General features: G+C 70.9%; 20 protein-coding genes. 13 read left to right on the forward strand and 7 right to left on the reverse strand.

Annotated elements, in window-relative coordinates:
- On the reverse strand, nucleotides 1-715 hold a 715-nt coding region (locus ACTWQO_RS21890; RefSeq protein ID WP_443239021.1), incomplete at its 3' end, for a TAXI family TRAP transporter solute-binding subunit.
- Nucleotides 716-824: 109 nt separating this feature from the next.
- Between ACTWQO_RS21890 and ACTWQO_RS21895 the strand changes: the two genes are divergently transcribed.
- Nucleotides 825-1,229, forward strand: coding sequence for a MazG nucleotide pyrophosphohydrolase domain-containing protein (locus ACTWQO_RS21895; protein WP_443239022.1), 405 nt, complete (start codon nucleotides 825-827; stop codon nucleotides 1,227-1,229).
- Between the two features lie 161 nt (nucleotides 1,230-1,390).
- On the opposite strand, the gene ACTWQO_RS21900 is transcribed toward ACTWQO_RS21895, so the two are convergent.
- Together ACTWQO_RS21900 and ACTWQO_RS21905 are read right to left on the reverse strand one after the other, a co-directional pair.
- Complete coding sequence (locus ACTWQO_RS21900) at nucleotides 1,391-2,644, reverse strand: cation:proton antiporter (protein WP_443239023.1); 1,254 nt, start codon at nucleotides 2,642-2,644, stop codon at nucleotides 1,391-1,393.
- Between the two features lie 3 nt (nucleotides 2,645-2,647).
- Nucleotides 2,648-3,133 (reverse strand): cation:proton antiporter regulatory subunit, encoded by a 486-nt coding sequence (locus ACTWQO_RS21905; RefSeq protein WP_443239024.1) that lies wholly within the window; start codon nucleotides 3,131-3,133, stop codon nucleotides 2,648-2,650.
- Nucleotides 3,134-3,242: 109 nt separating this feature from the next.
- Here ACTWQO_RS21905 and ACTWQO_RS21910 point away from each other — a divergent pair, with 109 nt between their 5' ends.
- From ACTWQO_RS21910 to ACTWQO_RS21920, 3 genes are read left to right on the forward strand one after another with little or no spacing between them, the layout of a single operon-like run.
- Nucleotides 3,243-4,283 (forward strand): sensor histidine kinase, encoded by a 1,041-nt coding sequence (locus ACTWQO_RS21910; RefSeq protein WP_443239025.1) that lies wholly within the window; start codon nucleotides 3,243-3,245, stop codon nucleotides 4,281-4,283.
- Nucleotides 4,283-4,966 (forward strand): response regulator, encoded by a 684-nt coding sequence (locus ACTWQO_RS21915; RefSeq protein ID WP_443239026.1) that lies wholly within the window; start codon nucleotides 4,283-4,285, stop codon nucleotides 4,964-4,966. Before ACTWQO_RS21910 ends, ACTWQO_RS21915 begins: the two co-directional genes overlap by 1 nt.
- Nucleotides 4,967-5,014: 48 nt before the next feature.
- On the forward strand, nucleotides 5,015-6,886 hold the full coding sequence (locus ACTWQO_RS21920) for a glycoside hydrolase family 5 protein (protein WP_443239027.1): 1,872 nt from the start codon (nucleotides 5,015-5,017) through the stop codon (nucleotides 6,884-6,886).
- Here ACTWQO_RS21920 and ACTWQO_RS21925 read toward each other — a convergent pair.
- On the reverse strand, nucleotides 6,825-8,420 hold the full coding sequence (locus ACTWQO_RS21925) for a carboxylesterase/lipase family protein (RefSeq protein WP_443239028.1): 1,596 nt from the start codon (nucleotides 8,418-8,420) through the stop codon (nucleotides 6,825-6,827). The genes ACTWQO_RS21920 and ACTWQO_RS21925 overlap by 62 nt on opposite strands.
- A gap of 119 nt (nucleotides 8,421-8,539) precedes the next feature.
- On the opposite strand from ACTWQO_RS21925, the gene miaB reads away from it, so the two are divergent.
- The gene (miaB, locus tag ACTWQO_RS21930) at nucleotides 8,540-10,060 is read left to right on the forward strand and encodes a tRNA (N6-isopentenyl adenosine(37)-C2)-methylthiotransferase MiaB (protein WP_443239029.1); all 1,521 of its coding nucleotides are present in this window, start codon (nucleotides 8,540-8,542) and stop codon (nucleotides 10,058-10,060) included.
- Nucleotides 10,061-10,146: 86 nt separating this feature from the next.
- Nucleotides 10,147-10,878, forward strand: a complete 732-nt coding sequence (locus ACTWQO_RS21935; protein ID WP_443239030.1) for a class III extradiol dioxygenase subunit B-like domain-containing protein — start codon at nucleotides 10,147-10,149, stop codon at nucleotides 10,876-10,878.
- Nucleotides 10,879-10,976: 98 nt separating this feature from the next.
- Here ACTWQO_RS21935 and ACTWQO_RS21940 read toward each other — a convergent pair whose 3' ends face one another.
- Together ACTWQO_RS21940 and ACTWQO_RS21945 are read right to left on the reverse strand one after the other, a co-directional pair.
- A complete protein-coding gene (locus ACTWQO_RS21940; RefSeq protein WP_443239031.1) occupies nucleotides 10,977-11,249 on the reverse strand; it encodes an antitoxin in 273 nt (90 codons plus the stop codon).
- Nucleotides 11,250-11,274: 25 nt separating this feature from the next.
- Complete coding sequence (locus ACTWQO_RS21945) at nucleotides 11,275-11,553, reverse strand: hypothetical protein (RefSeq protein WP_443239032.1); 279 nt, start codon at nucleotides 11,551-11,553, stop codon at nucleotides 11,275-11,277.
- 182 nt (nucleotides 11,554-11,735) lie between these two features.
- On the opposite strand from ACTWQO_RS21945, the gene miaA reads away from it, so the two are divergent.
- The 6 genes from miaA (at nucleotide 11,736) to hflX (ending at nucleotide 19,816) form a co-directional block, all read left to right on the forward strand.
- A complete protein-coding gene (gene miaA / locus ACTWQO_RS21950; RefSeq protein WP_443239033.1) occupies nucleotides 11,736-12,674 on the forward strand; it encodes a tRNA (adenosine(37)-N6)-dimethylallyltransferase MiaA in 939 nt (312 codons plus the stop codon).
- 107 nt (nucleotides 12,675-12,781) lie between these two features.
- A complete protein-coding gene (locus tag ACTWQO_RS21955; protein WP_443239130.1) occupies nucleotides 12,782-13,279 on the forward strand; it encodes a hypothetical protein in 498 nt (165 codons plus the stop codon).
- Between the two features lie 34 nt (nucleotides 13,280-13,313).
- Nucleotides 13,314-14,183 carry a diaminopimelate epimerase gene (gene dapF, locus ACTWQO_RS21960; protein WP_443239034.1) on the forward strand — a complete coding sequence of 290 codons (870 nt, stop codon included), beginning with the start codon at nucleotides 13,314-13,316 and terminating at the stop codon, nucleotides 14,181-14,183.
- A 278-nt stretch (nucleotides 14,184-14,461) separates the two neighbouring features.
- Nucleotides 14,462-16,576 (forward strand): RelA/SpoT family protein, encoded by a 2,115-nt coding sequence (locus tag ACTWQO_RS21965; protein ID WP_443239035.1) that lies wholly within the window; start codon nucleotides 14,462-14,464, stop codon nucleotides 16,574-16,576.
- 120 nt (nucleotides 16,577-16,696) lie between these two features.
- A complete protein-coding gene (locus tag ACTWQO_RS21970; protein WP_443239036.1) occupies nucleotides 16,697-18,160 on the forward strand; it encodes a M1 family metallopeptidase in 1,464 nt (487 codons plus the stop codon).
- Between the two features lie 162 nt (nucleotides 18,161-18,322).
- Nucleotides 18,323-19,816 (forward strand): GTPase HflX, encoded by a 1,494-nt coding sequence (gene hflX, locus ACTWQO_RS21975; RefSeq protein ID WP_443239037.1) that lies wholly within the window; start codon nucleotides 18,323-18,325, stop codon nucleotides 19,814-19,816.
- A 143-nt stretch (nucleotides 19,817-19,959) separates the two neighbouring features.
- On the opposite strand, the gene ACTWQO_RS21980 is transcribed toward hflX, so the two are convergent.
- A complete protein-coding gene (locus ACTWQO_RS21980; protein WP_443239038.1) occupies nucleotides 19,960-21,174 on the reverse strand; it encodes a trypsin-like serine peptidase in 1,215 nt (404 codons plus the stop codon).
- 353 nt (nucleotides 21,175-21,527) lie between these two features.
- On the opposite strand from ACTWQO_RS21980, the gene ACTWQO_RS21985 reads away from it, so the two are divergent.
- Nucleotides 21,528-23,045: a diaminobutyrate--2-oxoglutarate transaminase family protein gene (locus tag ACTWQO_RS21985; RefSeq protein WP_443239039.1), complete on the forward strand. Its 1,518-nt coding sequence runs from the start codon at nucleotides 21,528-21,530 to the stop codon at nucleotides 23,043-23,045.
- The last annotated feature ends 8 nt before the right edge of the window (nucleotides 23,046-23,053 follow it).

Below are 23,053 nucleotides of genomic sequence, written 5' to 3' on the forward strand. Positions count from 1 at the left end.
CGCCGCCCTTGGCGTGCACCTTGGCGACGAGTTCGGCGTCGATCGGCACGAACCGGTAGGCCAGGCTCTCGGCAAGAGTCAGCAGGCCCTCCGTCGGCAGCCCACCCGACCAGAAGAACGCGTCGATCTCGCCCTTCTTGAGCCGGGCGGGCCCGGTGTCGATGCCGTCGGACAGCGGCGTGATGCCTTTCTCCGGGTCGATGCCGGCCGCCTCGAGCACGCGGTTGGAGATCAGCCGTACGCCTGAGTGAGTCGGCCCTATGGCCACCCGCTTGCCCCGCAGGTCCGCCACCGAGTCGATGCCAGAGCCCGGCCGAGCGATGAGCTGCACGTAGTCGTCGTACAGCCGCGCGACACCGCGGAGCCGGTCGGCGCCGGGCCTGCCGGCCAGGTCGTACGTCTCCACGGCGTCGGCCGCCGCGATTGTGAAGTCCGCCTTTCCGGTCGCCACGCGCGCAACGTTCTCCTGAGAGCCGTCGCTGGTAGTGAGCCGCACGTTCAGGTTCGGCATGTCCTTGCCCAGTTCCTTGCGCAGCAGCTTGCCGTACCTCTGGTAGACGCCCGCCGGCGTCCCGGTGCTGAACGTGATCGTCCCACCGGGCGGATCCTCCCCGAGCGGCAGCAGCCACCACAGCAGCAGCCCGAACACGACAAACCCGGCAGCCGCGCCCTGCAAGGCCCGGCGCCTGCCGATACGGGGGAAGACCTGGGACATGCGGGCGATCCTGCCAGCACGGATGCGGTGCTGACCAGCGCCGGGGTCACACGTGGGGCGACGGCGCCGCCCCGAGGGACTGTCAGTGGGCGTCGCTAGAGTTCCCCGCATGAGCTCATCGCCCGCCGACCTGGTCCGTGCCTTCCATCGCGCCGTCGGGCTGGACGTCCGCAGTACCCCGACCGAGGTGTCTCCCGAACTGGCCGCCCATCGGGGCGAGTTGCTCGCCGAGGAGGCCGCGGAGGTCGCCGAGGTCTCGGTCACCGGCCCGCTCGACCGGCTCGCGCACGAACTGGCGGACGTGGTCTACGTGGCGTACGGCACGGCGCTCGTCCATGGGATCGACCTCGACGCGGTGATCGCCGAGATACACCGCTCCAATATGAGCAAGCTGAGCCCCGAAGGCCATGTCGCCCGCAGAGCGGACGGCAAGGTCCTCAAGGGCGAGCACTACGAGGCACCGGACGTGTCGGGGGTGCTGCGCCGTCAGGGGTGGGCGCCCGGCACCGCCTGACGGCCGGGCGCGGACTGCTGCGCACCTCGGTGCTGCCCTACGGCGTGCCGCTCCGGCGCAACCACCTGCCACCCCCGCCTCGGTCCCCGTGAACACCCAGACCCTCATCCGCCCGCTGACGCCTCACGGCCATGGCCCTTATGAACCCCCGGCCCGACGCCTCAGTGACCTTTCGCCGAATCCACGGCATCCGCCGAAGCGGTCGCCCCCGGCGATTCCGTCGCCGTTGGCTGACTCTCCCGCGAGTCGCGACGCTTGCCCCCACGGCCGCCCCACCACATAGCCACCGGCTCGGTGTAGCGCGCGGTCAGCGGCCCGAGGACGACCAGGATCAGGACGTACGCCGTCGCCAGCGGGCCCAGGGACGGCTCGATGCCCGCACTGACCGCCAGCCCGGCGATGACGATCGAGAACTCGCCGCGGGCCACCAGGGCGCCGCCCGTGCGCCAGCGGCCCTTCACGGAGATGCCGGCGCGCCGGGCGGCCCAGTAGCCGGTGGCGATCTTCGTCGCGGCGGTGACGAGGGCCAGCGCGAGGGCGGGGAGCAGGACGGGCGGGATGCTGGCGGGGTCCGTATGCAGCCCGAAGAAGACGAAGAACACGGCGGCGAACAGGTCACGCAACGGGCTCAGCAGAGTGTGCGCGCCTTCGGCGACCTCGCCGGACAGCGCGATGCCGACCAGGAACGCGCCCACGGCCGCGGAGACCTGGAGCTGCTGCGCCACGCCCGCGACCAGGATCGTCAGCCCGAGCACCACCAGCAGCAGCTTCTCCGGGTCGTCGCTCGACACGAACCGGGAGATCACCCGCCCGTAGCGCACCGCCACGAACAGCACCAGCCCGGCCGCGCCCAGGGCGATCGCCAGCGTCACGCTGCCCGCCAGCAGCCCGGCCCCGGCGACCAGCGCGGTGACGATCGGCAGGTACACCGCCATCGCCAGGTCCTCCAGGACCAACACGCTCAGGATCACCGGGGTCTCGCGGTTGCCGACCCGGCCCAGGTCGCCGAGCACCTTCGCGATCACGCCGGACGACGAGATCCAGGTGACACCGGCCAGCACGACGGCGGCCACCGGCCCCCAGCCCAGCAGCAGCGCGGCCAGGGCACCCGGCAGGGCGTTCAGGGCACCGTCGACCAGCCCGGCCGGGTAGTGGGACTTGAGGTTGGTGACCAGATCGCCGGCCGTGTACTCCAGGCCGAGCATCAACAGCAGCAGGATGACGCCGATCTCGGCACCGGTGGCGATGAACTCCTCGCTCGCGCCCAGCGGCAGCAGCCCACCCTCGCCGAACGCGAGCCCGGCGAGCAGATACAGCGGGATGGGCGAGAGCCGGAAGCGGGCGGCGAACCGGCCGAGCAGGCCGAGGCCGAGGATGATGGAACCGAACTCGATGAGCAGGACCGCGGAATGCACCGTTCACTCCCGCCCGAGTATCGCCGCGGCCGCGTCGACGCCCTCGCGGGTGCCGACGACGATCAGCGTGTCACCGCCCACGAGCCGGAAGTCCGGTGCCGGGGACGGGATCGCCTCGGCCCGCCGCAGCACCGCCACGACGGACGCCCCCGTCTCGGTCCGCATCCGGGTGTCGCCCAGCACCCGCCCGTTCCAGCGTGAGGTGGCGGCCACCTCGACCCGCTCGGCGACCAGCCCCAGGTCAGTGGTGTACAGCAGGCTCGCACTGTGGTGGGACGGCTTGAGCGCATCGATCAGCGAGCCCGCCTCGGCGCCGGTCAGCCGGAGCGACTGGGCGCAGGAGTCGGGGTCGTCGGCCCGGTACACGCTCACCGTGCGGGCGCCGTCGCGGTGTGCCACCACCGACAGATGGCGGTTCTCGCGCGTCATCAGGTCGTACTGGACACCGATGCCCGGCAGCGGCGTGGCCCTCAGGCGTGGAGCGGACACGTTTCTTCTCTTTCTCTCGTCCCGGTTCTGTCTTTCGTCCCGGTGCCGGCCGGCTTGATCGGCTTCAGGCCGACGCCGCCATGCTGTCACTCCCGCATACGGTGGCGACATGGGTGTTGTGACGGATATACGTGGCCGCGGGCGGGCGGCGAGTCTGGTACGGGCGCAGAAGTGCCGACGGATCGGACGGAGCGGAGCCGGGAACGTGTCGCTGTTCTGGCGGATCTTCTCGCTCAACGCCGCGGGCCTGATCGTGGCCGCCGCCCTGCTGCTGGGCCCGGTCACCGTCTCGACCCCCGTCCAGCCCGCCGAGGCGCTCGTCGTCGCCGCCGGACTGGCCGTGCTGCTGGCCGCCAATGCCGTCGTCCTGCGCCTCGGGTTGGCCCCGCTCCAGCGGCTGGGCCGGGCCATGGCCGCCGCCGACCTGCTGCGACCGGGCGCCCGTGCGGTGGTCGCGGGTCCGGCGGAGACGGCCGAGCTCATCACGACGTACAACACGATGCTCGACCGTCTGGAGGCCGAGCGCGCCGCCGGTGCCGCCCGTGCGCTGTCCGCGCAGGAACGTGAACGCCATCGCATCGCCCGGGAACTCCATGACGAGGTCGGCCAGACCCTGACCGCCGTCCTCCTCCAGCTCAAGCGCGTCGCCGACCGCGCCCCCGAGGACCTGCGCGCGGAGGTCGGCCAGGCCCAGGAGGCCACGCGCGCAGGCCTCGACGAGATCCGCCGCATAGCCCGCCGGCTGCGCCCGGGTGTCCTGGAGGAGTTGGGCCTGCCCAGCGCCCTGCGCTCGCTGGCGACGGAGTTCACCGCGCACGGTCTCTCGGTGCGCCACCACATTCCCGGCGAGCTGCCCGCGCTGCCCGAGGAGGCGGAACTCGTCGTCTACCGGGTCGCCCAGGAGGCTCTCACCAACACCGCCCGGCACGCCGGAGCCGATCGCGCCGAGATCCGGTTCCGGCGGATCGCGGACGGCGTCGAGCTCGTCGTGGGCGACAACGGCAAGGGCGTCGGTACGGCGGCGGAGGGCGCCGGGATCGGGGGCATGCGGGAGCGGGCGCTGCTGATCGGCGCGGACCTCGCCGTGCGGCCGGGGTCCGAGGGCCGGGGGACGGACGTATGCCTGTGCATACCGGCCGGAGGCCGCTGATGCCCGCATCGGAACACGGCATCCCGGCATCGGACGACCGCATCCGCGTCCTGCTCGCCGACGACCACACGCTCGTACGCCGTGGTGTGCGGCTGATCCTCGACGGCGAGGACGATCTGACGGTCGTGGCGGAGGCCGGCGATGGCGCCGAGGCGGTCGCGCGGGCCCGTGACACCGAGGTGGATCTCGCCGTCCTGGACATCGCCATGCCCCGGATGACCGGCCTGCAAGCGGCCCGCGAACTCTCGCGCCGCATACCGGGGCTGCGGATCCTCATCCTCACGATGTACGACAGCGAGCAGTACTTCTTCGAGGCCCTCAAGGCGGGGGCCAGCGGCTATGTCCTGAAGTCCGTCGCCGACCGGGACCTGGTCGAGGCGTGCCGGGCGGCGATGCGCGACGAGCCGTTCGTCTACCCGGGCGCGGAACGGGCCCTCGTCCGCTCCTATCTGGACCGTTTGCACCGGGGCGACGACCTGCCCGCCCGGGCCGTCACCGAACGCGAGGAGGAGATCCTGAAGCTGGTCGCCGAGGGACACACTTCCAAGGAGATCGGCGAGCTCCTCTTCATCAGCGCGAAGACGGTCGAACGGCACCGGGCCAATCTGCTGCAGAAGCTGGGCATGCGAGACCGCCTGGAGCTGACTCGGTATGCGATACGGGCGGGGCTCATCGAGCCATGAGGCCCAGGTATGGACTAAGTCCGGGCGACCCGCCACTATGACGCTGTCATGACAACACGGATGCGCTTCCTCAGGGCGGCACTGGTCGCCGTACTCCTCCTGGTGCCTCTGACGTCCGTCCCCGCGCAGGCGGCCGAGGAGGACTGGACGGGCCCGCTCAGCACTCGCGGCCGCTGGATCGTCGACGCGAACGGCGACCGCTTCAAGCTGCGCTCCGGCAACTGGCACGGAGCCAGCGGCACCTGGAACGGCTCGGGCAGCACGGCGGACGACGCCAACCACCATGCGGGCGAGAACTCCGGACGGATCCCGCTCGGCCTGGACCGCGCCCCCATGGCCGAGATCATCGCCGGTTTCCGGGAGATCGGGATCAACAGCATCCGTCTCCCCTTCTCCAACGAGATGATCCACGACACCGTTCCCGTCACGGACGACGCCGTCGCGGCCAATCCGTCCCTGCGCGGAAAGACACCGCTCCAGGTGTACGACGTCGTAGTGCGCGAACTCACCGGCGCCGGACTCGCCGTGATCCTCAACAACCACACCAACACCACCCGTTGGTGCTGCGGAGTCGACGGAAACGAACGCTGGAACACCAGCCAGTCCGCCGGAACCTGGGAGAACGACTGGCTGTTCGTGGCCCGCCGCTACCGGGACAACGATCGTGTCGTCGGCGCCGACCTCTACAACGAGGTCCGCCGCACCATCTGGGACGACCCCAACTGGGGCCTCGGCAACGATCACGACTGGTTCGCCGCCTCCCAGCGCGTCGGCGACCGCATCCTGACGGAGGCCAACCCCGACCTGCTGATCATCGTCGAGGGCATCAACTGGACCGGCATCCCCGTCGACGGCTTCGCGCACGAACGCCCCACCCTGGAGCCCGTACGCCGTCTCTCGCACACCCTCGTCGACTCCGGAAAGCTCGTGTACTCCGCCCACTTCTACGACTACACGGGCCCGAACCACAGCGGGGCGACCGGGACGGGCGAGACCAGCGACCCGCGCTACCGGGACTTCAGCCCCACCGAGCTGATCGACGTGCTGAACCGCCAGGCCTTCTTCGTCACCGCAGAAGAGGACCAGCACTTCACCGCACCGCTCTGGATCAGCGAGTTCGGCGTCGGCGGCCGTGACGAGACGGGCGCCAAGCAGCGCGCCTGGTTCGAGAACTTCGTCGACCAACTCATCCGTACCGACGCCGACTTCGCCTACTGGCCGCTCGTCGGCTGGCACGAGGACCGCAAGGGCAACGGCTGGGCGCTGCTGCACTGGGACGCGGCGGGCCACCGGATGGGCGTGTACGACGGTGACGACTGGCGCGCGGCGGCCTGGACCCGGCTCGTCCAGGCCCCAGGGCGTACGGGCCACGTCGCACCGGTCGCGGAGTGGTCGATGCTCAGCCCCGACCACGGCGACTTCGTGCAGTCCCGGCGGATGCGGTCGCTGCCCGACTTCGACTCCGGTGCCCGCAAGGCGGTCTGCCCCGACGGACAGCGCCTGCTCGGTATCGCGCACACCGGCAACCGGGGCCTGTGCTCGGACATCGGTTCCTCGTGGGGCACGGCCGGTCATGAGGTGGTCGTCAATGAAAGGCATGTGACGCCGGGCAACGACTGGGCCTCCGGCTACACCAAACTCCAGTGCGCCGACGGCGACTTCCTGATCGGGTACAGCGTGCGCGGGGCGGCCATGTCCTCCGCCCTGTGCGCGGCCGGTTCGGTCCGGAGCACAAGCGGTCGTACGGTCTGGTTCGACCGTGGCGACAACCGGGGCTCGGCCCCCAAGGGCGGCGATTTCGCCCAGGGCCACTACAAAGGGCAGTGCGCGGACGACGAGTACGCGGCCGGGATCGCGTTCACCGGCCGGGTGGGGTCGGCTCGGACGCCGGACGCGCTGTACTGCCGGAAGGTGAGCTGAGCAGCGGCAGCGGGTCGAAGGCGTGGTGCTGCCAGAGGAGGCGTGAGGTTTCTTCCGGGTAGCGGGTTACGGTCGGCCGGGCGTCGTACAGTTGCACCAGGCGCTGTTCTGTGTCGTACGCGGGCCAGCCCGGGTCGCCTTCGACGGCGAACCGCGTCCACGCCGCGCGCATGCGTGCGGACAGCGCCTCCGCCTCGGGGGACGGGCCGTCGCCGAGCAGCACGGCCGGCTGGCCGCGGTCCAGGTTCCCGAAGACGAGCGGTACGTCCAGGCCGTGGCAGGCGCCGAGAACGCCGCCCATGCCCGGGGCGGGCCAGGTCAGCTCGTAGACGTACGCCCGGCCGCCGGCTCCGTGCTGCTCGTGGGCGAGGCGGAGGCTCGGCATGCGGAACAGCCAGTCCGAAAGGACCAGTTCGTGCAAGGCATCGGGGCCCGCGTCGGGGAAGCCGTCCCGGTAGCGGCGCGTGCCGTCCGGCCCCGGGGCGAGGATGCGCAGCGCCCCCTCGGCCTGCTCCTCCGTGACCTGACCGAGCGTTCCGTCCAGCAGGCTGAGCAAACGCTGCTCGTCGCGCGCGTGCCCGACGAGGAGGTCGATGCCCCGGCCCGCGCCGTCGGCCAGGGCCCGCCAGGGCGTCACGGGAAGGACGTCGCCGTCGACGACGGGCGCGTACATGATCGACCGGTACGCGGCCCGGCCCCATCGCTCGACCGACGCGGGCATCCGGGCGGTGACCGCGTCTCCGGCGGCGGCCAGCAGTTGCGGGTCCACCGTGGACAGCTCGGCCGCCGTGGGACGCAGGCCCAGCTCGGACGCGCATCCGGCGGCGATGTCGGCGGCGAGTTCCGGCGAGAAGAACGTGCCTTGCACGCTCTGCGCGACCGCCCGCCGGAAGAGCCCGGAGGCTCGCTCCATCGCCAGCAGCGCGGCGACGGAACCGGCGCCCGCCGACTGGCCGAAGACGGTGACGCGGTCGGGGTCGCCGCCGAAGCTGCGGATGTTGTCGCGGACCCACTCCAGGGCCGCGACCTGGTCGAGCAGACCCCGGTTGGCCGGAGCCCCCTCGATCTGCGTGAAACCCTCCACACCGACCCGGTAGTTGAAGGTCACCACGACGACGTCCTCGGCGAGACGAGCACCGTCGTACTCGGGAAGGCCGGACATGCCGAACGTATAGGCGCCGCCATGGATCCACACCATCACCGCACGCGCCGCACCCGGGTCCGGCTCGGGCGTCCAGACGTTGACCGTCAGCCACTCGTCGCCCTTCGAGTCCGCCGCCGTCGCGTCCATGCCCTGCGGGGGCGGCGGCCCGAAGTCCAGAGCGGGCCGCACTCCGTCCCATCCGCGCACGGGCTGAGGTGCGGCGAATCGGAGGGCGCCGACCGGCGGTTCCGCGAAGGGAATGCCGCGGAACACCGCCACATCGCCCTCCTGGGTGCCGCGCAGCGTCCCGGCGGTCGTGCGTACCAGCACGGGCTGAGGCTCGGGTACGGGCTGGGGCTGGGGCTGAGGCTCGGGCGAGGCGAAGGCCATGCCCGGATCATCCCGTCGTGCCGCGCTGTGTGCCATTCATTTATGGCGGCCCAGGGCTGCGGCTCCCTGCCCTCAGCACTGGGGCCAAGGGTTCTGCCGGGACCGCCTACCCTTGAGGAATGACCAGCAGCAGCGACCGGAGCCAGGCAGTGGACGTGAAGACCTACGAAGTGCGCACCTATGGGTGCCAGATGAACGTCCACGACTCCGAGCGATTGTCCGGGCTGCTCGAAGAGGCCGGTTATGTGCGCGCCCCCGAGGGCTCCGACGGCGACGCGGACGTCGTCGTCTTCAACACCTGCGCCGTCCGTGAGAACGCCGACAACAGGCTGTACGGCAACCTCGGCCGCCTCGCCCCGAGGAAGGCCTCGCGGCCCGGCATGCAGATCGCCGTCGGTGGCTGCCTGGCGCAGAAGGACCGCGACACGATCGTGAAGAAGGCGCCCTGGGTGGACGTCGTCTTCGGCACGCACAACATCGGCAAGCTTCCGGTGCTGCTGGAACGCGCGCGCGTGCAGGAAGAGGCGCAGGTCGAGATCGCCGAGTCGCTGGAGGCGTTCCCGTCGACGCTGCCGACGCGGCGCGAGAGCGCGTACGCGGCCTGGGTTTCGATCTCCGTCGGCTGCAACAACACCTGCACCTTCTGCATCGTCCCGGCCCTGCGCGGCAAGGAGAAGGACCGCCGGACCGGCGACATCCTCGCCGAGATCGAGGCCCTGGTCGCCGAGGGCGTCAGTGAGATCACGCTGCTCGGTCAGAACGTCAACGCGTACGGCTCCGACATCGGCGACCGCGAGGCCTTCAGCAAGCTGCTGCGGGCCTGCGGAAAGATCGAGGGCCTGGAGCGCGTCCGCTTCACCTCCCCGCACCCGCGTGACTTCACCGACGACGTCATCGCCGCCATGGCCGAGACGCCGAACGTCATGCCGCAGCTGCACATGCCGCTCCAGTCCGGCTCGGACACGGTCCTGAAGGCGATGCGCCGCTCCTACCGCCAGGAGCGCTACCTGGGGATCATCGAGAAGGTCCGCGCCGCCATCCCGCACGCCGCGATCACCACCGACATCATCGTGGGCTTCCCCGGCGAGACGGAGGAGGACTTCGAGCAGACGCTGCACGTCGTCCGCGAGGCCCGTTTCGCGCAAGCGTTTACGTTCCAGTACTCCAAGCGGCCCGGCACTCCTGCGGCGACCATGGAGAACCAGATCCCCAAGGAGGTCGTCCAGGCGCGCTACGAGCGTCTCGTCGCCCTTCAGGAGGAGATCTCCTGGGCGGAGAACAAGAAGCAGGTCGGCCGCACCCTGGAGCTGATGGTCGCCGAGGGCGAGGGCCGCAAGGACGGCGCCACCCACCGCCTCTCCGGCCGCGCCCCCGACAACCGCCTGGTCCACTTCACCAAGCCCGACCAGGACGTCCGCCCCGGCGACGTCGTCACCGTCGAGATCACGTACGCCGCCCCGCACCATCTCCTCGCCGAGGGCGCCGTCCTCGACGTGCGTCCCACGCGCGCGGGCGATGCCTGGGAGAAGCGCAACGCCGCCGAGGCAGCCGAGCCGGCCGGCGTGATGCTCGGCCTGCCGAAGATCGGCGTCCCGGAGCCGCTGCCGGTGGCCACGGGCAGCGGCTGCGGCTGCGACTGACCTGGGGCGGCGGTCCCTAGCGAGGGGCGCGGTCCTGAGCGGGGCGCGCAGCTCGGTCACAGTTGTACGGGGTTAATCTGCCGACCATGCTTGTCGCCGCCGCCGTCTGCCCCTGTCCACCGCTCCTCGTGCCCGAGGTCGCCGCGGGCGCCGCGCCCGAGATGGACACCGCGCGCGCCGCGTGCACGAACGCGCTCGGCGTCCTCGCCGCCGCCCGGCCCGACCTGCTCATCGTGCTCGGGCCAGCGGAGCTGAGCGGGCGCGAAACGCACCCGGAGGGCACACGCGGCTCCTTCCACGGATTCGGCGTGGATCTCGACGTACGCCTGGGCAGCGCCAAGGGTGACGACGACACGGCACCGGCGGAGTCGGAGCGTTGGCTTCCGGCTTCGCTCGCCGTGGCCGCATGGCTGCTGGAGCGCATCGGATGGTCGGGCGCCCCGATCGAGGGACTCGGTGTGGGGGAACCGCTGGTGGCCGAGCGGTGTATTGAAGTGGGAAGGGCGATCGCCGCTCGTGCCGAGCGGGTGGCGCTGCTGGTGATGGGCGACGCCAGCGCGTGCCGCACGCTGAAGGCCCCCGGCTATCTCGACGAGCGGGCGGCGCCCTTCGACGCGGAGGTCGCGCGTGCGCTCGGGACGGCGGACGTGGCGGCGCTGAAGGCGCTCGACGTGGGGCTGGCGCATGAGCTGAAGGCATCGGGGCGGGCCCCCTGGCAGGTTCTCGCGGGCGCGGCCGAGGAGGCGCAGCTGGAGGGTGCGCTGCTGTACGAGGACGCGCCGTACGGCGTGGGGTACGTGGTCGCGACCTGGTCGTAGAGCCGTATCGGCACGGCAGGGCGGCATCGGCTCCGCGCGGGTGAAACGGCGGACGGCCGGGAGCTCATCCGCTCCGCGGCCGTCCGTCGGTGTGCCGTTCAGGAAGTTGGCGGCGGCGGCGAGTCCGGCGGCGTCGTGGGTGCGTCGCCCGTGCCGGTGTCGTCCTTGTGCGCGAGTCGGTCCATGGCTCCCTTGGCCTTGCCCGTGCCCGACTGGATCTTGTCGCTGTACTTGCCCTTGGTCTTCTTGTCGACGGTCTCTGCGGCCTTGTCGAGGCCGTGCGTGATCTTGTCCCCGTGCTGCTGCGCGAGGCCCGAGACCTTGTCCTTGGCCGGGGCGAGTTTGGCCTTCATCTTGTCCAGGAGACCCATGGTCCACCTTCCCTCGCGGGAGCAGTTACGTGCGGGCGCCCTCGCCGGCCTCCCGGTCGGCAGCCTCCTCCGAGGACTGCTTGGGGATGTCGTGCTTGGGGACCTCGACACCCTCCGCGGCGGTGGCCTCGACGGTCTCCGCCGCCTCCTCCGTGGCCTCGGACGGCGCCTTCGGCTCCGCCGCCTCCGTGGCCTCCGTCACGTCCGCCGTGGGTTCGGCCGTCGGTGTGTCGGCCTGTGCCTCGGCGGTTGACGTCTCCTCCGCAGTCTTCGACCTTCGGAGAAGTCGTGCAAAAACGCCCATATCCACTCCATACGTTACTCGTGCGGGCGAATTCCCGCGTAGCCCGGTGCGCCCGTTTGTGCCGCCCGGGTAACCGCCTCTCTAAATCGGCGGCGAAAACCTCGCAACAGGGAACGACCCCGGGCCCGTGCCGTCACGTAACTCGTTCGAGACGGCGGCCGGAGGTTTGCGAGACTGGGTCGGTGAGCAGTGCACCCCCCGCCCCCCGCGTCATCGCCGTCGTCGGACCCACCGCGGCCGGAAAGTCCGATCTGGGCGTCTTTCTGGCCCAGCGTCTCGGCGGCGAGGTCGTCAACGCCGACTCCATGCAGCTCTACCGAGGGATGGACATCGGCACCGCCAAGCTGACGCCCGAGGAACGCTCCGGCGTCCCGCACCACCTCCTGGACATCTGGGACGTGACCATCACGGCGTCGGTCGCCGAGTACCAGAGACTCGCGCGAGAACGGATCGACGCCCTGCTCGCCGCAGGACGCTGGCCGATCCTGGTCGGCGGCTCCGGCCTGTACGTCCGCGGCGCCGTCGACAACCTGGAGTTCCCCGGCACGGACCCCGACGTCAGGGCCCGCCTGGAGGAGGAGCTCACGCTCCGTGGCTCCGGTGCGCTGCACGCCCGGCTGGCCGCCGCCGACCCCGAGGCCGCGTACGCGATCCTGCCCAGCAACGGCCGCCGTATCGTCCGGGCCCTCGAGGTGATCGAGATCACCGGCAGGCCCTTCACCGCCAACCTTCCCGGCCATGACTCGATCTACGACACCGTCCAGATCGGCGTGGACGTGACACGTCCCGAACTCGACGACCGCATCGCCCGCCGGGTCGACCGGATGTGGGAGGCAGGGCTCGTCGACGAGGTGCGCGCGCTTGAGGCGCAAGGGTTGCGGGAGGGGCGTACGGCCTCGCGCGCGCTCGGCTACCAGCAGGTGCTCGCCTCGCTCGCGGGGGAGTGCACGGAGGAGGAGGCGCGCGCCGAGACCGTCCGTGCCACCAAGCGCTTCGCGCGCCGTCAGGATTCATGGTTCAGACGCGATCCCCGGGTGCACTGGCTGAGTGGGGCGGCGGCGGATCTCACGGAACTTCCGCACCTCGCGCTGGCCTTGCTCGAACGACCGGTTACAGCCTGATCACGTCCTGGCATCGGGACGCTCCGGCCGACATCCCGGTCTCCGGCGCCGTGCCATCATCGAGCTTCGATCGACCAAGTGAGTCCGAGTTGGGAGGGCGCGTGGCGATGGAGGCCGGCCCTCGCGACACCGCACAAGACACCGAACCTCTCACCGCCGACAGCGGTGAGCAGGCACCGGACGGCGACCGTCTGAGCCCGGACGGGCCCGACGAGGACGGTGTGACCGACGACGGCCCGGAGCCCGACGAGATGTTCGCCGGCGGCCCGGAGGTCGAGGTCGAGCTGCGGCCGCAGCGCCGACTGCGCATCTGGCAGCTCGCCCCCATCGTCGCCCTGGCCGCGGTCGGCTCCCTGATGTTCGCCTTCCCCCTGGCCTTCGACTTCGGCGACAGCGGCGCCGTGATCGCCATGCTGGGGCTGCTGATCTGCTCCTGCGCGGCCGGCTGGGGCATGATGGCCGCCCGTCGCGTCGGCTACACCTGGCCCGGCCTGCCCCAGCGCGGCTCGGGCCGCCGCCCGGACTGGCGGGTCGTGATCGCGTACGTCGTGGTGGTCGCGGCCGTTGTGGTGCTGGCCGTCTGGCGAGTGGCCCGGCTGCGCTGAGCCCGGTGTCGTACCCACCCCTTACGATCGAGGAATGAGCACGCGGATCGCCTTCCTCAAGGGGCACGGCACGGAGAACGACTTCGTGATCGTCCCGGACCCCGAGAACGCCATCGACCTGTCCCCGGCCGACGTCGCCGCCCTGTGCGACCGCCGCGCGGGCATCGGCGGCGACGGGCTGCTGCATGTCGTACGGTCCGCCGCGCACCCCGAGGCCAAGGACATGGCGGCCGAGGCGGAGTGGTTCATGGACTACCGCAACGGCGACGGCTCGATCGCCGAGATGTGCGGCAACGGGGTGCGGGTGTTCGCGCGCTATCTCCAGCGCGCCGGTCATGTCACCGAAGGCGACCTCGCCGTCGCCACGCGCGGGGGCGTGAAGAGCGTGCACATCGCGAAGGACGGTGCCGTCACGGTCGGCATGGGCAGGGCGCGGCTGCCCGAAGGGGACGTCACCGTGAGTGTCGGCGAGCGCAGCTGGCCCGCGCGGAACGTGAACATGGGCAACCCCCACGCGGTCGCCTTCGTGGAGGATCTCGCGCACGCGGGCAACCTGTTCGCCCCGCCGCCCTTCAGCCCGGCGTCCGCCTACCCGGACGGGGTGAACGTCGAGTTCGTGGTCGACCGCGGCCCCGCCCACGTCGCGCTGCGCGTGCATGAGCGCGGCGCCGGCGAGACTCGCTCGTGCGGCACGGGCGCGTGCGCCGTCGCCGTGGCCGCCGCCCGCAGAGACGGCGCCGACCCCGCGGTCACCGGCGCCCCGGCGACGTACACCGTCGATGTCCCCGGCGGAACCCTGGTGATCACTGAGCGGCCCGACGGCGAGATCGAGATGACCGGTCCCGCGGTGATCGTGGCCGAAGGAGAGATCGACGCGGAATGGCTGGAAAACGCGGTTCGGTGACCGTCCGTAGCGCAGCCCCAGATGCCGGAAGCCTTGGTTTCAGGGCCTCGCGAGGTCCGGAACTGCCGTCCGCCGCAGGTCACATGGCGCGAAATCGCAACGTCCAGACCATCGCTCGAATGGGTGATCCGTTTCACGCTCGGCGAGAGGCGGTCAGTCACGCGTGATGGGCTCGGTAGCATCAAGCACCGGCCCGGACGGGGGAACGAAGCCATCCCCTGAGTCGCCGTCCGCCATGGGGCAACCCCGTCCGCCGGTCCACGCAGCCGGAGGTGCCCATGAGTGCGGAGGCAACGAACCCTGCCGCAGGTCCCGTAGTCCCCACCGGGCCCCGCAGGAGGTCGCTCCCCAGGATCGACCTGCGCCGTCTGGGCCGTGCCGCGCTGCTCGGCCCCACCGCTCGTGACCGGCTGCCCGACGCCATCGGCCATGTCGTAGAGGCCCATCGCGCGCACTACCCCGACGCCGACATCGAACCCCTGCGCCGCGCCTATGTGCTGGCCGAGTCCTCGCACCGCGGGCAGATGCGCAAGAGCGGTGAGCCGTACATCACACACCCGCTCGCCGTGACCCTCATCCTCGCCGAACTCGGCGCGGAGACCACGACCTTGACGGCCTCTCTGCTCCACGACACCGTCGAGGACACCGAGGTGACCCTCGATCAGGTCGGTGAGCAGTTCGGCGCCGAGGTCCGCTATCTCGTCGACGGCGTCACGAAGTTGGAGAAGGTCGACTACGGCGCCGCCGCCGAGCCCGAGACCTTCCGCAAGATGCTCGTCGCCACCGGCAGCGACGTCCGCGTGATGTCGATCAAACTCGCCGACCGGCTGCACAACATGCGCACCCTCGGCGTGATGCGCCCCGAGAAACAGGCACGCATCGCCAAGGTGACCCGGGACGTCCTCATCCCGCTCGCCGAACGCCTCGGCGTCCAGGCACTGAAGACCGAACTGGAAGACCTCGTCTTCGCGATCCTGCACCCCGAGGAGTACGACCACACACGCGAGTTGATCGCCGGCAACGCGGCGCTCCCCGACGACCCGCTCGCCGAGATCGCCGAAGAGGTGCGCACCGTCCTGCGCGACGCCGGCATCCAGGCCGAAGTCCTCATCCGGCCCCGGCACTTCGTCTCCGTACACCGCGTGGCCCGCAAGCGGGGGCGCCTCAGGGGCTGCGACTTCGGCCGGCTGCTGGTGCTGGTGGGCGAGGACGCGGACTGCTACGGCGTCCTGGGCGAGCTGCACACCTGTATGACGCCCGTCGTCTCGGAGTTCAAGGACTTCATCGCCGTCCCCAAGTTCAACCTCTACCAGTCGCTGCACACCGCCGTCGCCCGGGGGGACGGCCAGGTCGCCGAAGTCCTCATCCGCACGCATCAGATGCACAAGGTCGCCGAGGCGGGCGTCGTCGCGCTCGGCAACCCCTACGCCCCCGCCCCCGAGGACCCGGCCGACGGCGAGCGCGTCGACCCCACCCGGCCCGGCTGGCTCTCCCGCCTGCTCGACTGGCAGGAGGGCGCTTCCGACCCCGACACCTTCTGGTCCACCCTGCGCGAGGACCTCGCCCAGGACCGCGAGATCACCGTCTTCCGGCCCGACGGCGGCACGCTGGGTCTGCCCGACGGCGCGACCTGCGTGGACGCCGCGTACGCGCAGTACGGCGAGGACGCGCACGCCTGCATGGGCGCCCGCGTCAACGGCCGCCTGGCGACGCTGAGCACGGTCCTGCGGGACGGCGACACCGTCCAGCTCCTCATGGGGCAGGACCCGGCCTCCGAGCCCTCCAGAGAGTGGCTGGAGCACGCGCACACACCGGCGGCCAGGATCGCCATCCAACGGTGGCTCGCGACCCACCCTTCGCAGGCCGAACCGGAGGCCGAGCGCGGTCGCGAGGCACCGTCCGCGGCCCCGCGGCCCGCCGCCGACGTCCCCGCCACCCGGCCCGGCGCCGCGAACGCGGTGGTCGACCAGCCCGGCGCGACCGTACGGCTCGCCGGCTGCTGTACGCCCGTACCGCCCGACGAGGTCACCGGATTCTCGGTCCGCGGGGGAGCGGTGACCGTGCACCGCGTCGAGTGCGCCGCGGTGGTGCGTATGAAGAGCACTGGGCGCGCGGAGGTCGGCGTGCGCTGGGGCGACACCACCGAGTGCCGGGTCACCCTGGTCGCCGAATCGTTCGGCCGCCCCCATCTCCTGGCCGACCTCACGGAAGCCATCGCCCTGGAGGGCGCCGAAATCGTGTCGGCGACCGTCGAACCCCCGAGCCAGCAACGCGTCCGTCACACGTACACCCTCCAACTCCCTGACGCCGCCCACCTCCCCGCCCTCATGCGGGCCATGCGGAACGTGCCAGGGGTGTACGACGTGGGACGGGCCCAGACACCGGGAGCGTAAGGCGCGGGGCGCCGGCCCACGCGCGCGTGCGGCATCGTACGACTTCCTTCAGCACCCCATTCGAGTGGGCCGGACGCGCGTCGTCGCCGTGCTCCGGGTGAGCCCTGGTAGCCGTGGTCCATGCTGCTCACCCCCCGCACCCCCCGACGGCTGAAGGCGGCTCTGCTCGCCTCCGCCGTGTCCGTCTGCCTCATCGCGGCAAGTGCCCCGCCGACCCCCCTCGGCGTCGGCGACCGCCTCTTCCCGCACCTCGGCAACCCCGGATACGACGTGGCGTCGTACGACCTCTCGTTCACCTATCCCGGCACCAACAGCAAGCCCCTTCAGGCGGTCACGACGATCAGCGCCTGGACGACCACCGCACTGGACCGCGTCAACCTCGACTTCGCGCACAGCCAGGTCAAGTCGGTCGAGGTCAACGGGGAGAAGGCGACCTTCGCCAGTGCCGAGGAGGACCTGGTGGTCACCCCGGCGAAAGCGCTGCCCGCCAGCAGCTGGATGCGGATCACCGTGCGGCACACCAGCGATCCCCGCCCGGCGGCCGGGGGCCGGGACGGAGGGTGGGTGCGGACCGCCGACGGGCTCGTCATGGCCAATCAGGCCGACGTCGCCCACCTGGTCTTCCCGTGCAACGACCACCCCTCGGACAAGGCGATGTTCACCTTCCGGGTCACCGCACCCGACGGCCACACCGCCGTCGCCAACGGGATGCCGGCCGGCGTCGACCGCGCGCGCGGGAAGACGACATGGACGTACCGGACCCGGCACCCCATGGCCACCGAACTCGCGCAGGTCTCCATCGGCCGCTCCACGGTGCTGCACCGCACCGGGCCGCACGGCATGCCGATCCGGGACGTCGTCCCCACCAAGGACCGCAAGCTGTTCGAGCCGTGGCTGAAGAAGACCCCTGCTCAGATGAAATGGATGGAGGGCAAGGTCGGGCCGTACCCCTTCGAGACCTACGGCCTGCTCATCGCGGAGGCGGACACCGGGTTCGAACTCGAGACGCAGACCCTCTCTCTCTTCGAGAGAGACCTGTTCACCGAGTCCGGCTTCCCCGAGTGGTTCGTCGACTCGATCATGGTCCATGAGCTGGCCCACCAGTGGTTCGGCAACAGCATCGGCCCCCGCACCTGGTCCGATCTGTGGCTCAACGAGGGGCATGCCACCTGGTACGAGGCCCTGTACGCGGAGGAGAAGGCGAACAAGAAGCTTCAGACCAGGATGAAGGCCGCGTACCGCTCCTCCGATGGCTGGCGTGCCGCCGGCGGACCACCGGCCGCACCCAAGGTGCCCGAGCCCGGCCAGAAGATCGGCATCTTCCGCCCGAACGTCTACGACGGCGCCGCGCTCGTCCTGTACGCGCTGCGCGAGAACATCGGCCGCCCGGCCTTCGAGCGCTTGGAGCGGACCTGGGTGCAGCGGCACCGGGACGGCTCGGCGACCACGGCCGAGTTCGTGCAGCTCGCCTCCGATGTGTCCGGACGCGACCTCGGCGAGTTCTTCCAGGACTGGCTGTACGGCACGAAGACCCCGCCGATGCCAGGTCACCCGGACTGGAAGTCGGAAGCGCCCGGCGCCTAGCGCCTGAGCCGTCGCGCCCGACGAATAACACAGTGACGAGACGCCCCGTACCGTGCGACCATCGTCAGGTCGGCGGGGTACGGGGCGCGGGAATCTCCCGGGCTGCTCGTACGTTGTGTTCAATGACCGCCGAAATGGCATCTCCAACGACGTAAGGACCCAATGACCTCCTCTTCTTCCCCTTCCCAGGACACTGAGCGCCTCGCGCACGCCTACCCCGAAGGTCTTCGGGCCGATGCCCTGATGGAAGAGGACGTCGCCTGGAGCCACGAGATCGACGGAGAGTGGGACGGCGACCAGTTCGACCGCTCCGAGCGTGCGGCTCTGCGCCGCGTCGCCGGCCTCTCCACAGAGCTCGAGGACGTCACCGAGGTCGAGTACCGACAGCTCCGTCTGGAGCGGGTCGTGCTCGTCGGCGTCTGGACCACGGGGACCGCGCAGGACGCGGAGAACTCCCTGGCAGAGCTCGCCGCTCTCGCGGAGACCGCGGGCGCGCTCGTGCTCGACGGTGTGATCCAGCGCCGCGACAAGCCCGACGCGGCCACCTTCATCGGCTCCGGCAAGGCTCTCGAGCTCCGCGACATCGTCGTTGAGTCCGGCGCGGACACCGTCATCTGCGACGGTGAGCTCAGCCCGGGCCAGCTCATCGCCCTCGAAGACGTCGTCAAGGTCAAGGTCATCGACCGTACGGCCCTGATCCTCGACATCTTCGCCCAGCACGCCAAGTCCCGAGAGGGCAAGGCGCAGGTCGCGCTCGCGCAGATGCAGTACATGCTGCCGAGGCTGCGCGGCTGGGGTCAGTCGCTGTCCCGGCAGATGGGCGGCGGCAAGGGCGGCGGCCTCGCCACCCGTGGTCCCGGTGAGACCAAGATCGAGACGGACCGGCGCCGGATCCGCGAGAAGATGGCGAAGATGCGCCGGGAGATCGCGGAGATGAAGACCGGCCGCGAGATCCAGCGCCAGGTGCGCCGACGCAACAAGGTGCCCTCGGTCGCCATCGCGGGCTACACCAACGCCGGCAAGTCCTCGCTGCTCAACCGCCTCACCGGCGCCGGTGTCCTGGTCGAGAACGCCCTGTTCGCGACCCTGGACCCGACCGTGCGCCGGGCCGAGACGCCGAGCGGCCGGCAGTACACGCTGGCGGACACCGTCGGCTTCGTCCGGCATCTGCCGCACCACCTGGTCGAGGCGTTCCGCTCCACCATGGAAGAGGTCGGCCAGTCCGACCTGATCCTGCACGTGGTCGACGGTTCGCACCCGAACCCGGAGGAGCAGCTGGCCGCCGTACGCGAGGTCGTCAGGGACGTCGGCGCCACGGACGTACCCGAGATCGTCGTGATCAACAAGGCCGACGCGGCAGACCCGCTGACGCTCCAGCGGCTGCTGCGGATCGAGAAGCGCTCCATCGCCGTCTCGGCCCGCACCGGCCGGGGCATCGCCGAGCTGCTGGCGCTCATCGACAACGAGCTGCCGCGGCCGTCGGTCGAGATCGAGGCGCTTGTGCCGTACACGCACGGCAGGCTGGTCGCCCGCGCCCACACCGAGGGCGAGGTGATCTCCGAGGAGCACACGCCGGAGGGCACCCTGCTCAAGCTGCGGGTGCACGAGGAACTCGCGGCGGATCTCGCGCCGTACGTTCCGGCGCCGCTCGCCTGACACCGTACGAAACGGAAGGCCCGCCCTTGCTTCTTGCGGGGGCGGGCCTTCCCGCGTGCGCGGGCGCGCTGCCGGGTCATTGACCGCCGTACGCCTTGCTCATAGGTGAAAGATTCCTGGTGGCACGCCACCGCCGTCTCACATCACTGGCCGGCGAACTTCTCGCTCACCGAGTCGTACACGCCCTTGGCCTGCTCACCCAGTCGCGGACCTGCCAGCCAGCCCGCGGTCACCGGGCCGATCGAGGTGTTGGACACCAGGGTCTCCTCGCCGTCCGCACTCGTGGTGACCCAGCCGCCGCCGGACGAACCGCCGGTCATGGTGCAGCCGATGCGGTACATGGTCGGGTCGGAGGCGTTGATCGACAGCCGGCCGGGCTTGTCCTGGCACTGGTACAGAGTCTGGCCGTCGAACGGCGCCCCCGCCGGGTACCCGGTCGCCGTGATGCTCTCCACCTGCTGCACGGCCGGAGCCTCGAAGTCCACCGGCAGCGCCGAACCGACCGTCTCCTCCAGCGACTTGCCGTCGCCGCTCTCGGGCGTCACATGGATGACGGCGAAGTCGTACGACGCGCCGTCCCCGCCCGTCGCACCACCCTGCTCGATCCACTGATCTGAAGTCTGCGCCCAGTCGCCCCACCAGACACCGTAGGGAGCGACCTCCTCCTTGGTGGCGTTCTCCAACTCCGCGGCCGACTTGCCCGAGTCGTTGTACGACGGCACGAACGCGATGTTGCGGTACCAGCCGCCGCTCTTGCCCGCGTGCACACAATGGCCCGCCGTCCACACCATGTTGGACTTGCCGGGGTTGGCCGGATCCTCCACGACAGTCGCCGAGCAGACCATCGTGCCCTCGGGGGAGTCGAAGAACACCTTTCCTGCCGTGGCGGCATTGTCGTGGTACGTAGGCGGTACGGCCTTGGCGTCCACCGGCTCGGGCGTCGGGTCGGTCACGCCCTGGTCACCGGCGAGGTCGCTGTCGTCGACACCCTGGTCCGGCTCTTCGGCGTCCCGCATCCGGTCCGGGTTCCACAGGTCCTCGATGATGGGGTTGACGAAATCCTCGGCCTCACGGAGCCAGTCGTCCTTGTTCCAGTTCTTCCAGGCGCCGTTCTTCCAGTTGTCTATGTCGATCCCGTGCTCTTTGAGCCGGTCCTTGATGTCGTCCGGGATCGTGATCTTGCCGTCGCCCTCGGCGGAGGCCGAGGCCTGGCCGCCCGCGTCGGCGTCGCCCGAGCCGCAGGCGGTCGCGGTGAGCACGAGTGCGGAGGCGAGCGCAACGGCGGCCAGTACGGGGGAGGTTCTGCGGCGCGCGCTCCCTTCTCGGCGAGCGGTGAACGAAGGCCTTGTCGATCGCATGATCTGACTCCCCCTGAGGTAAACGAATTCGGCGCTGCGGCGTGCTCTCGCGCGAAGCCCACTTGATGCCGGCTGACGCCACGGCGTCCAGGAACGGCAACTCACACTATGCGCTCGCTGTGGGGGACTTCCGACGGAACAGCAACAGTTCCGTCACGGGAAGGATCTTGAGGCAACCCGTAACCCGGTCAGCAGTGCGCGGTTGGTAGCGGTGGGGGGCGGCCTGCTGTCCGCGTGTGCGGTCCCCAGTGCTGAGTGCGCATGGCCAAGTGTGCGAAGAATGCCGGGTGTCGGGTGTCGGGCGGTTGATGCCGGGAGCCGGGCGCCCCTGGACAGCGGGAGGACAGGGAGTCGTGACCGTGACCGAGTCTGCGCCCGGGGGGACTGCAGAGCCGGCGGGGGTGTCTGCGGCGCGTCATGCCGCGGGGACGCGCTCCGTGCACGAGGGGATCCTGCGGCGCCAGTCGGCACGCGAGTCGGCGGCACGCACCTATGCGCGTGCCCTGCCGATCGTGCCCGTGCGGGCACGCGGGATGACCATCGAGGGTGCGGACGGACGCCGTTACCTCGACTGTCTCTCCGGCGCCGGAACCCTTGCCCTGGGGCACAACCACCCGGTCGTCCTGGAGGCCATCCGCAAGGTGCTCGACTCCGGCGCACCGCTGCACGTCCTCGACCTGGCGACGCCTGTCAAGGACGCGTTCATCACGGAGCTGTTCCACACCCTGCCGCCCGGCCTCGCCGACCACGCGCGCGTGCAGTTCTGCGGACCGGCCGGCACGGACGCGGTGGAGGCCGCCTTCAAGCTCGTACGGTCCGCCACCGGGCGCACCGGGATGCTCGCCTTCACCGGTGCCTACCACGGGATGACCGCCGGCGCCCTCGAAGCGTCCGGGCACGCCTTCGACGTTCGGGTCACACGGCTGCCCTACCCGCAGGACTACCGCTGTCCCTTCGGCATCGGCGGCGCACACGGTGCCGAACTCGCCGCCCGCTGGACCGAGTCCGTCCTCGACGACCCCAAGTCCGGCGTCCCGCGCCCCGCCGGGATGATCCTCGAACCCGTGCAGGGCGAGGGCGGGGTCATCCCCGCGCCCGACACCTGGATGCGCCGTATGCGGGAGATCACCGCCGCCCGGTCCATCCCGCTGATCGCCGACGAGGTCCAGACGGGCGTCGGGCGCACCGGTGCCTTCTGGGCGGTCGAGCACAGTGGAGTCACCCCCGACGTGATGGTCCTCTCCAAGGCCATCGGCGGCAGCCTGCCTCTGGCACTTGTGGTCTACCGCGACGACCTCGACGTCTGGGAACCCGGCGCCCACGCAGGCACCTTCCGCGGCAACCAACTCGCCATGGCAGCGGGGACGGCGACGCTGGCCCACGTCCGCGAGAACCGCCTCGCCGAACGGGCGGCCGACCTCGGCACCCGGATGCTTTCCCAACTTCGCTCCCTTGCTGATGAGTTCTTCTGCGTCGGTGATGTGCGGGGGCGAGGGCTGATGATCGGCGTCGAGGTGGTGGACCCGGAGGCGGGCGCGGAGGCGGAACCGAGTACTGACGGTGAGGCGCACACGGATTCCTCGCATGACCGCGCCGTCAGGGCAGTTGACCCTGCGGACGCGCAGGCACCCCTTCGCGATCCTCGCCCGGCTGCTCCCGAACTCGCGGCCGCCGTACAGCGGGAGTGCCTGCGCCGCGGCCTGATCGTCGAGCTCGGTGGCCGGCACTCGAGCGTCGTACGGCTCCTGCCACCGCTGACGATCAGCGACGAGCAGGCGACCGCGGTGCTGGACCGACTGGCCGATGCGGTGGCCGCGGTGGCCCGCGATCGTCATCCGTCCCGACGAGGAGGACCAGTCGCGCCGACGTGAGGGCGACC

The sequence above is a fragment of the Streptomyces sp. 4N124 genome, from assembly GCF_052245395.1.
GTDB lineage: Bacteria > Actinomycetota > Actinomycetes > Streptomycetales > Streptomycetaceae > Streptomyces.

What these genes read in the sequence shown, in the direction of transcription:
- ACTWQO_RS21910 (WP_443239025.1), top strand. Translation starts at nt 3,243, where the DNA reads ATGGGTGTTGTGACGGATATACGTGGCCGCGGGCGGGCGGCGAGTCTG.
- hflX (WP_443239037.1), top strand. Translation starts at nt 18,323, where the DNA reads ATGACCTCCTCTTCTTCCCCTTCCCAGGACACTGAGCGCCTCGCGCAC.
- miaB (WP_443239029.1), top strand. Translation starts at nt 8,540, where the DNA reads ATGACCAGCAGCAGCGACCGGAGCCAGGCAGTGGACGTGAAGACCTAC.
- ACTWQO_RS21970 (WP_443239036.1), top strand. Translation starts at nt 16,697, where the DNA reads ATGCTGCTCACCCCCCGCACCCCCCGACGGCTGAAGGCGGCTCTGCTC.
- ACTWQO_RS21920 (WP_443239027.1), top strand. Translation starts at nt 5,015, where the DNA reads ATGACAACACGGATGCGCTTCCTCAGGGCGGCACTGGTCGCCGTACTC.
- ACTWQO_RS21915 (WP_443239026.1), top strand. Translation starts at nt 4,283, where the DNA reads ATGCCCGCATCGGAACACGGCATCCCGGCATCGGACGACCGCATCCGC.
- ACTWQO_RS21895 (WP_443239022.1), top strand. Translation starts at nt 825, where the DNA reads ATGAGCTCATCGCCCGCCGACCTGGTCCGTGCCTTCCATCGCGCCGTC.
- dapF (WP_443239034.1), top strand. Translation starts at nt 13,314, where the DNA reads ATGAGCACGCGGATCGCCTTCCTCAAGGGGCACGGCACGGAGAACGAC.
- ACTWQO_RS21955 (WP_443239130.1), top strand. Translation starts at nt 12,782, where the DNA reads ATGGAGGCCGGCCCTCGCGACACCGCACAAGACACCGAACCTCTCACC.
- ACTWQO_RS21925 (WP_443239028.1), bottom strand. Translation starts at nt 8,420, where the DNA reads ATGGCCTTCGCCTCGCCCGAGCCTCAGCCCCAGCCCCAGCCCGTACCC.
- ACTWQO_RS21965 (WP_443239035.1), top strand. Translation starts at nt 14,462, where the DNA reads ATGAGTGCGGAGGCAACGAACCCTGCCGCAGGTCCCGTAGTCCCCACC.
- ACTWQO_RS21980 (WP_443239038.1), bottom strand. Translation starts at nt 21,174, where the DNA reads ATGCGATCGACAAGGCCTTCGTTCACCGCTCGCCGAGAAGGGAGCGCG.
- ACTWQO_RS21935 (WP_443239030.1), top strand. Translation starts at nt 10,147, where the DNA reads ATGCTTGTCGCCGCCGCCGTCTGCCCCTGTCCACCGCTCCTCGTGCCC.
- ACTWQO_RS21945 (WP_443239032.1), bottom strand. Translation starts at nt 11,553, where the DNA reads ATGGGCGTTTTTGCACGACTTCTCCGAAGGTCGAAGACTGCGGAGGAG.
- ACTWQO_RS21940 (WP_443239031.1), bottom strand. Translation starts at nt 11,249, where the DNA reads ATGGGTCTCCTGGACAAGATGAAGGCCAAACTCGCCCCGGCCAAGGAC.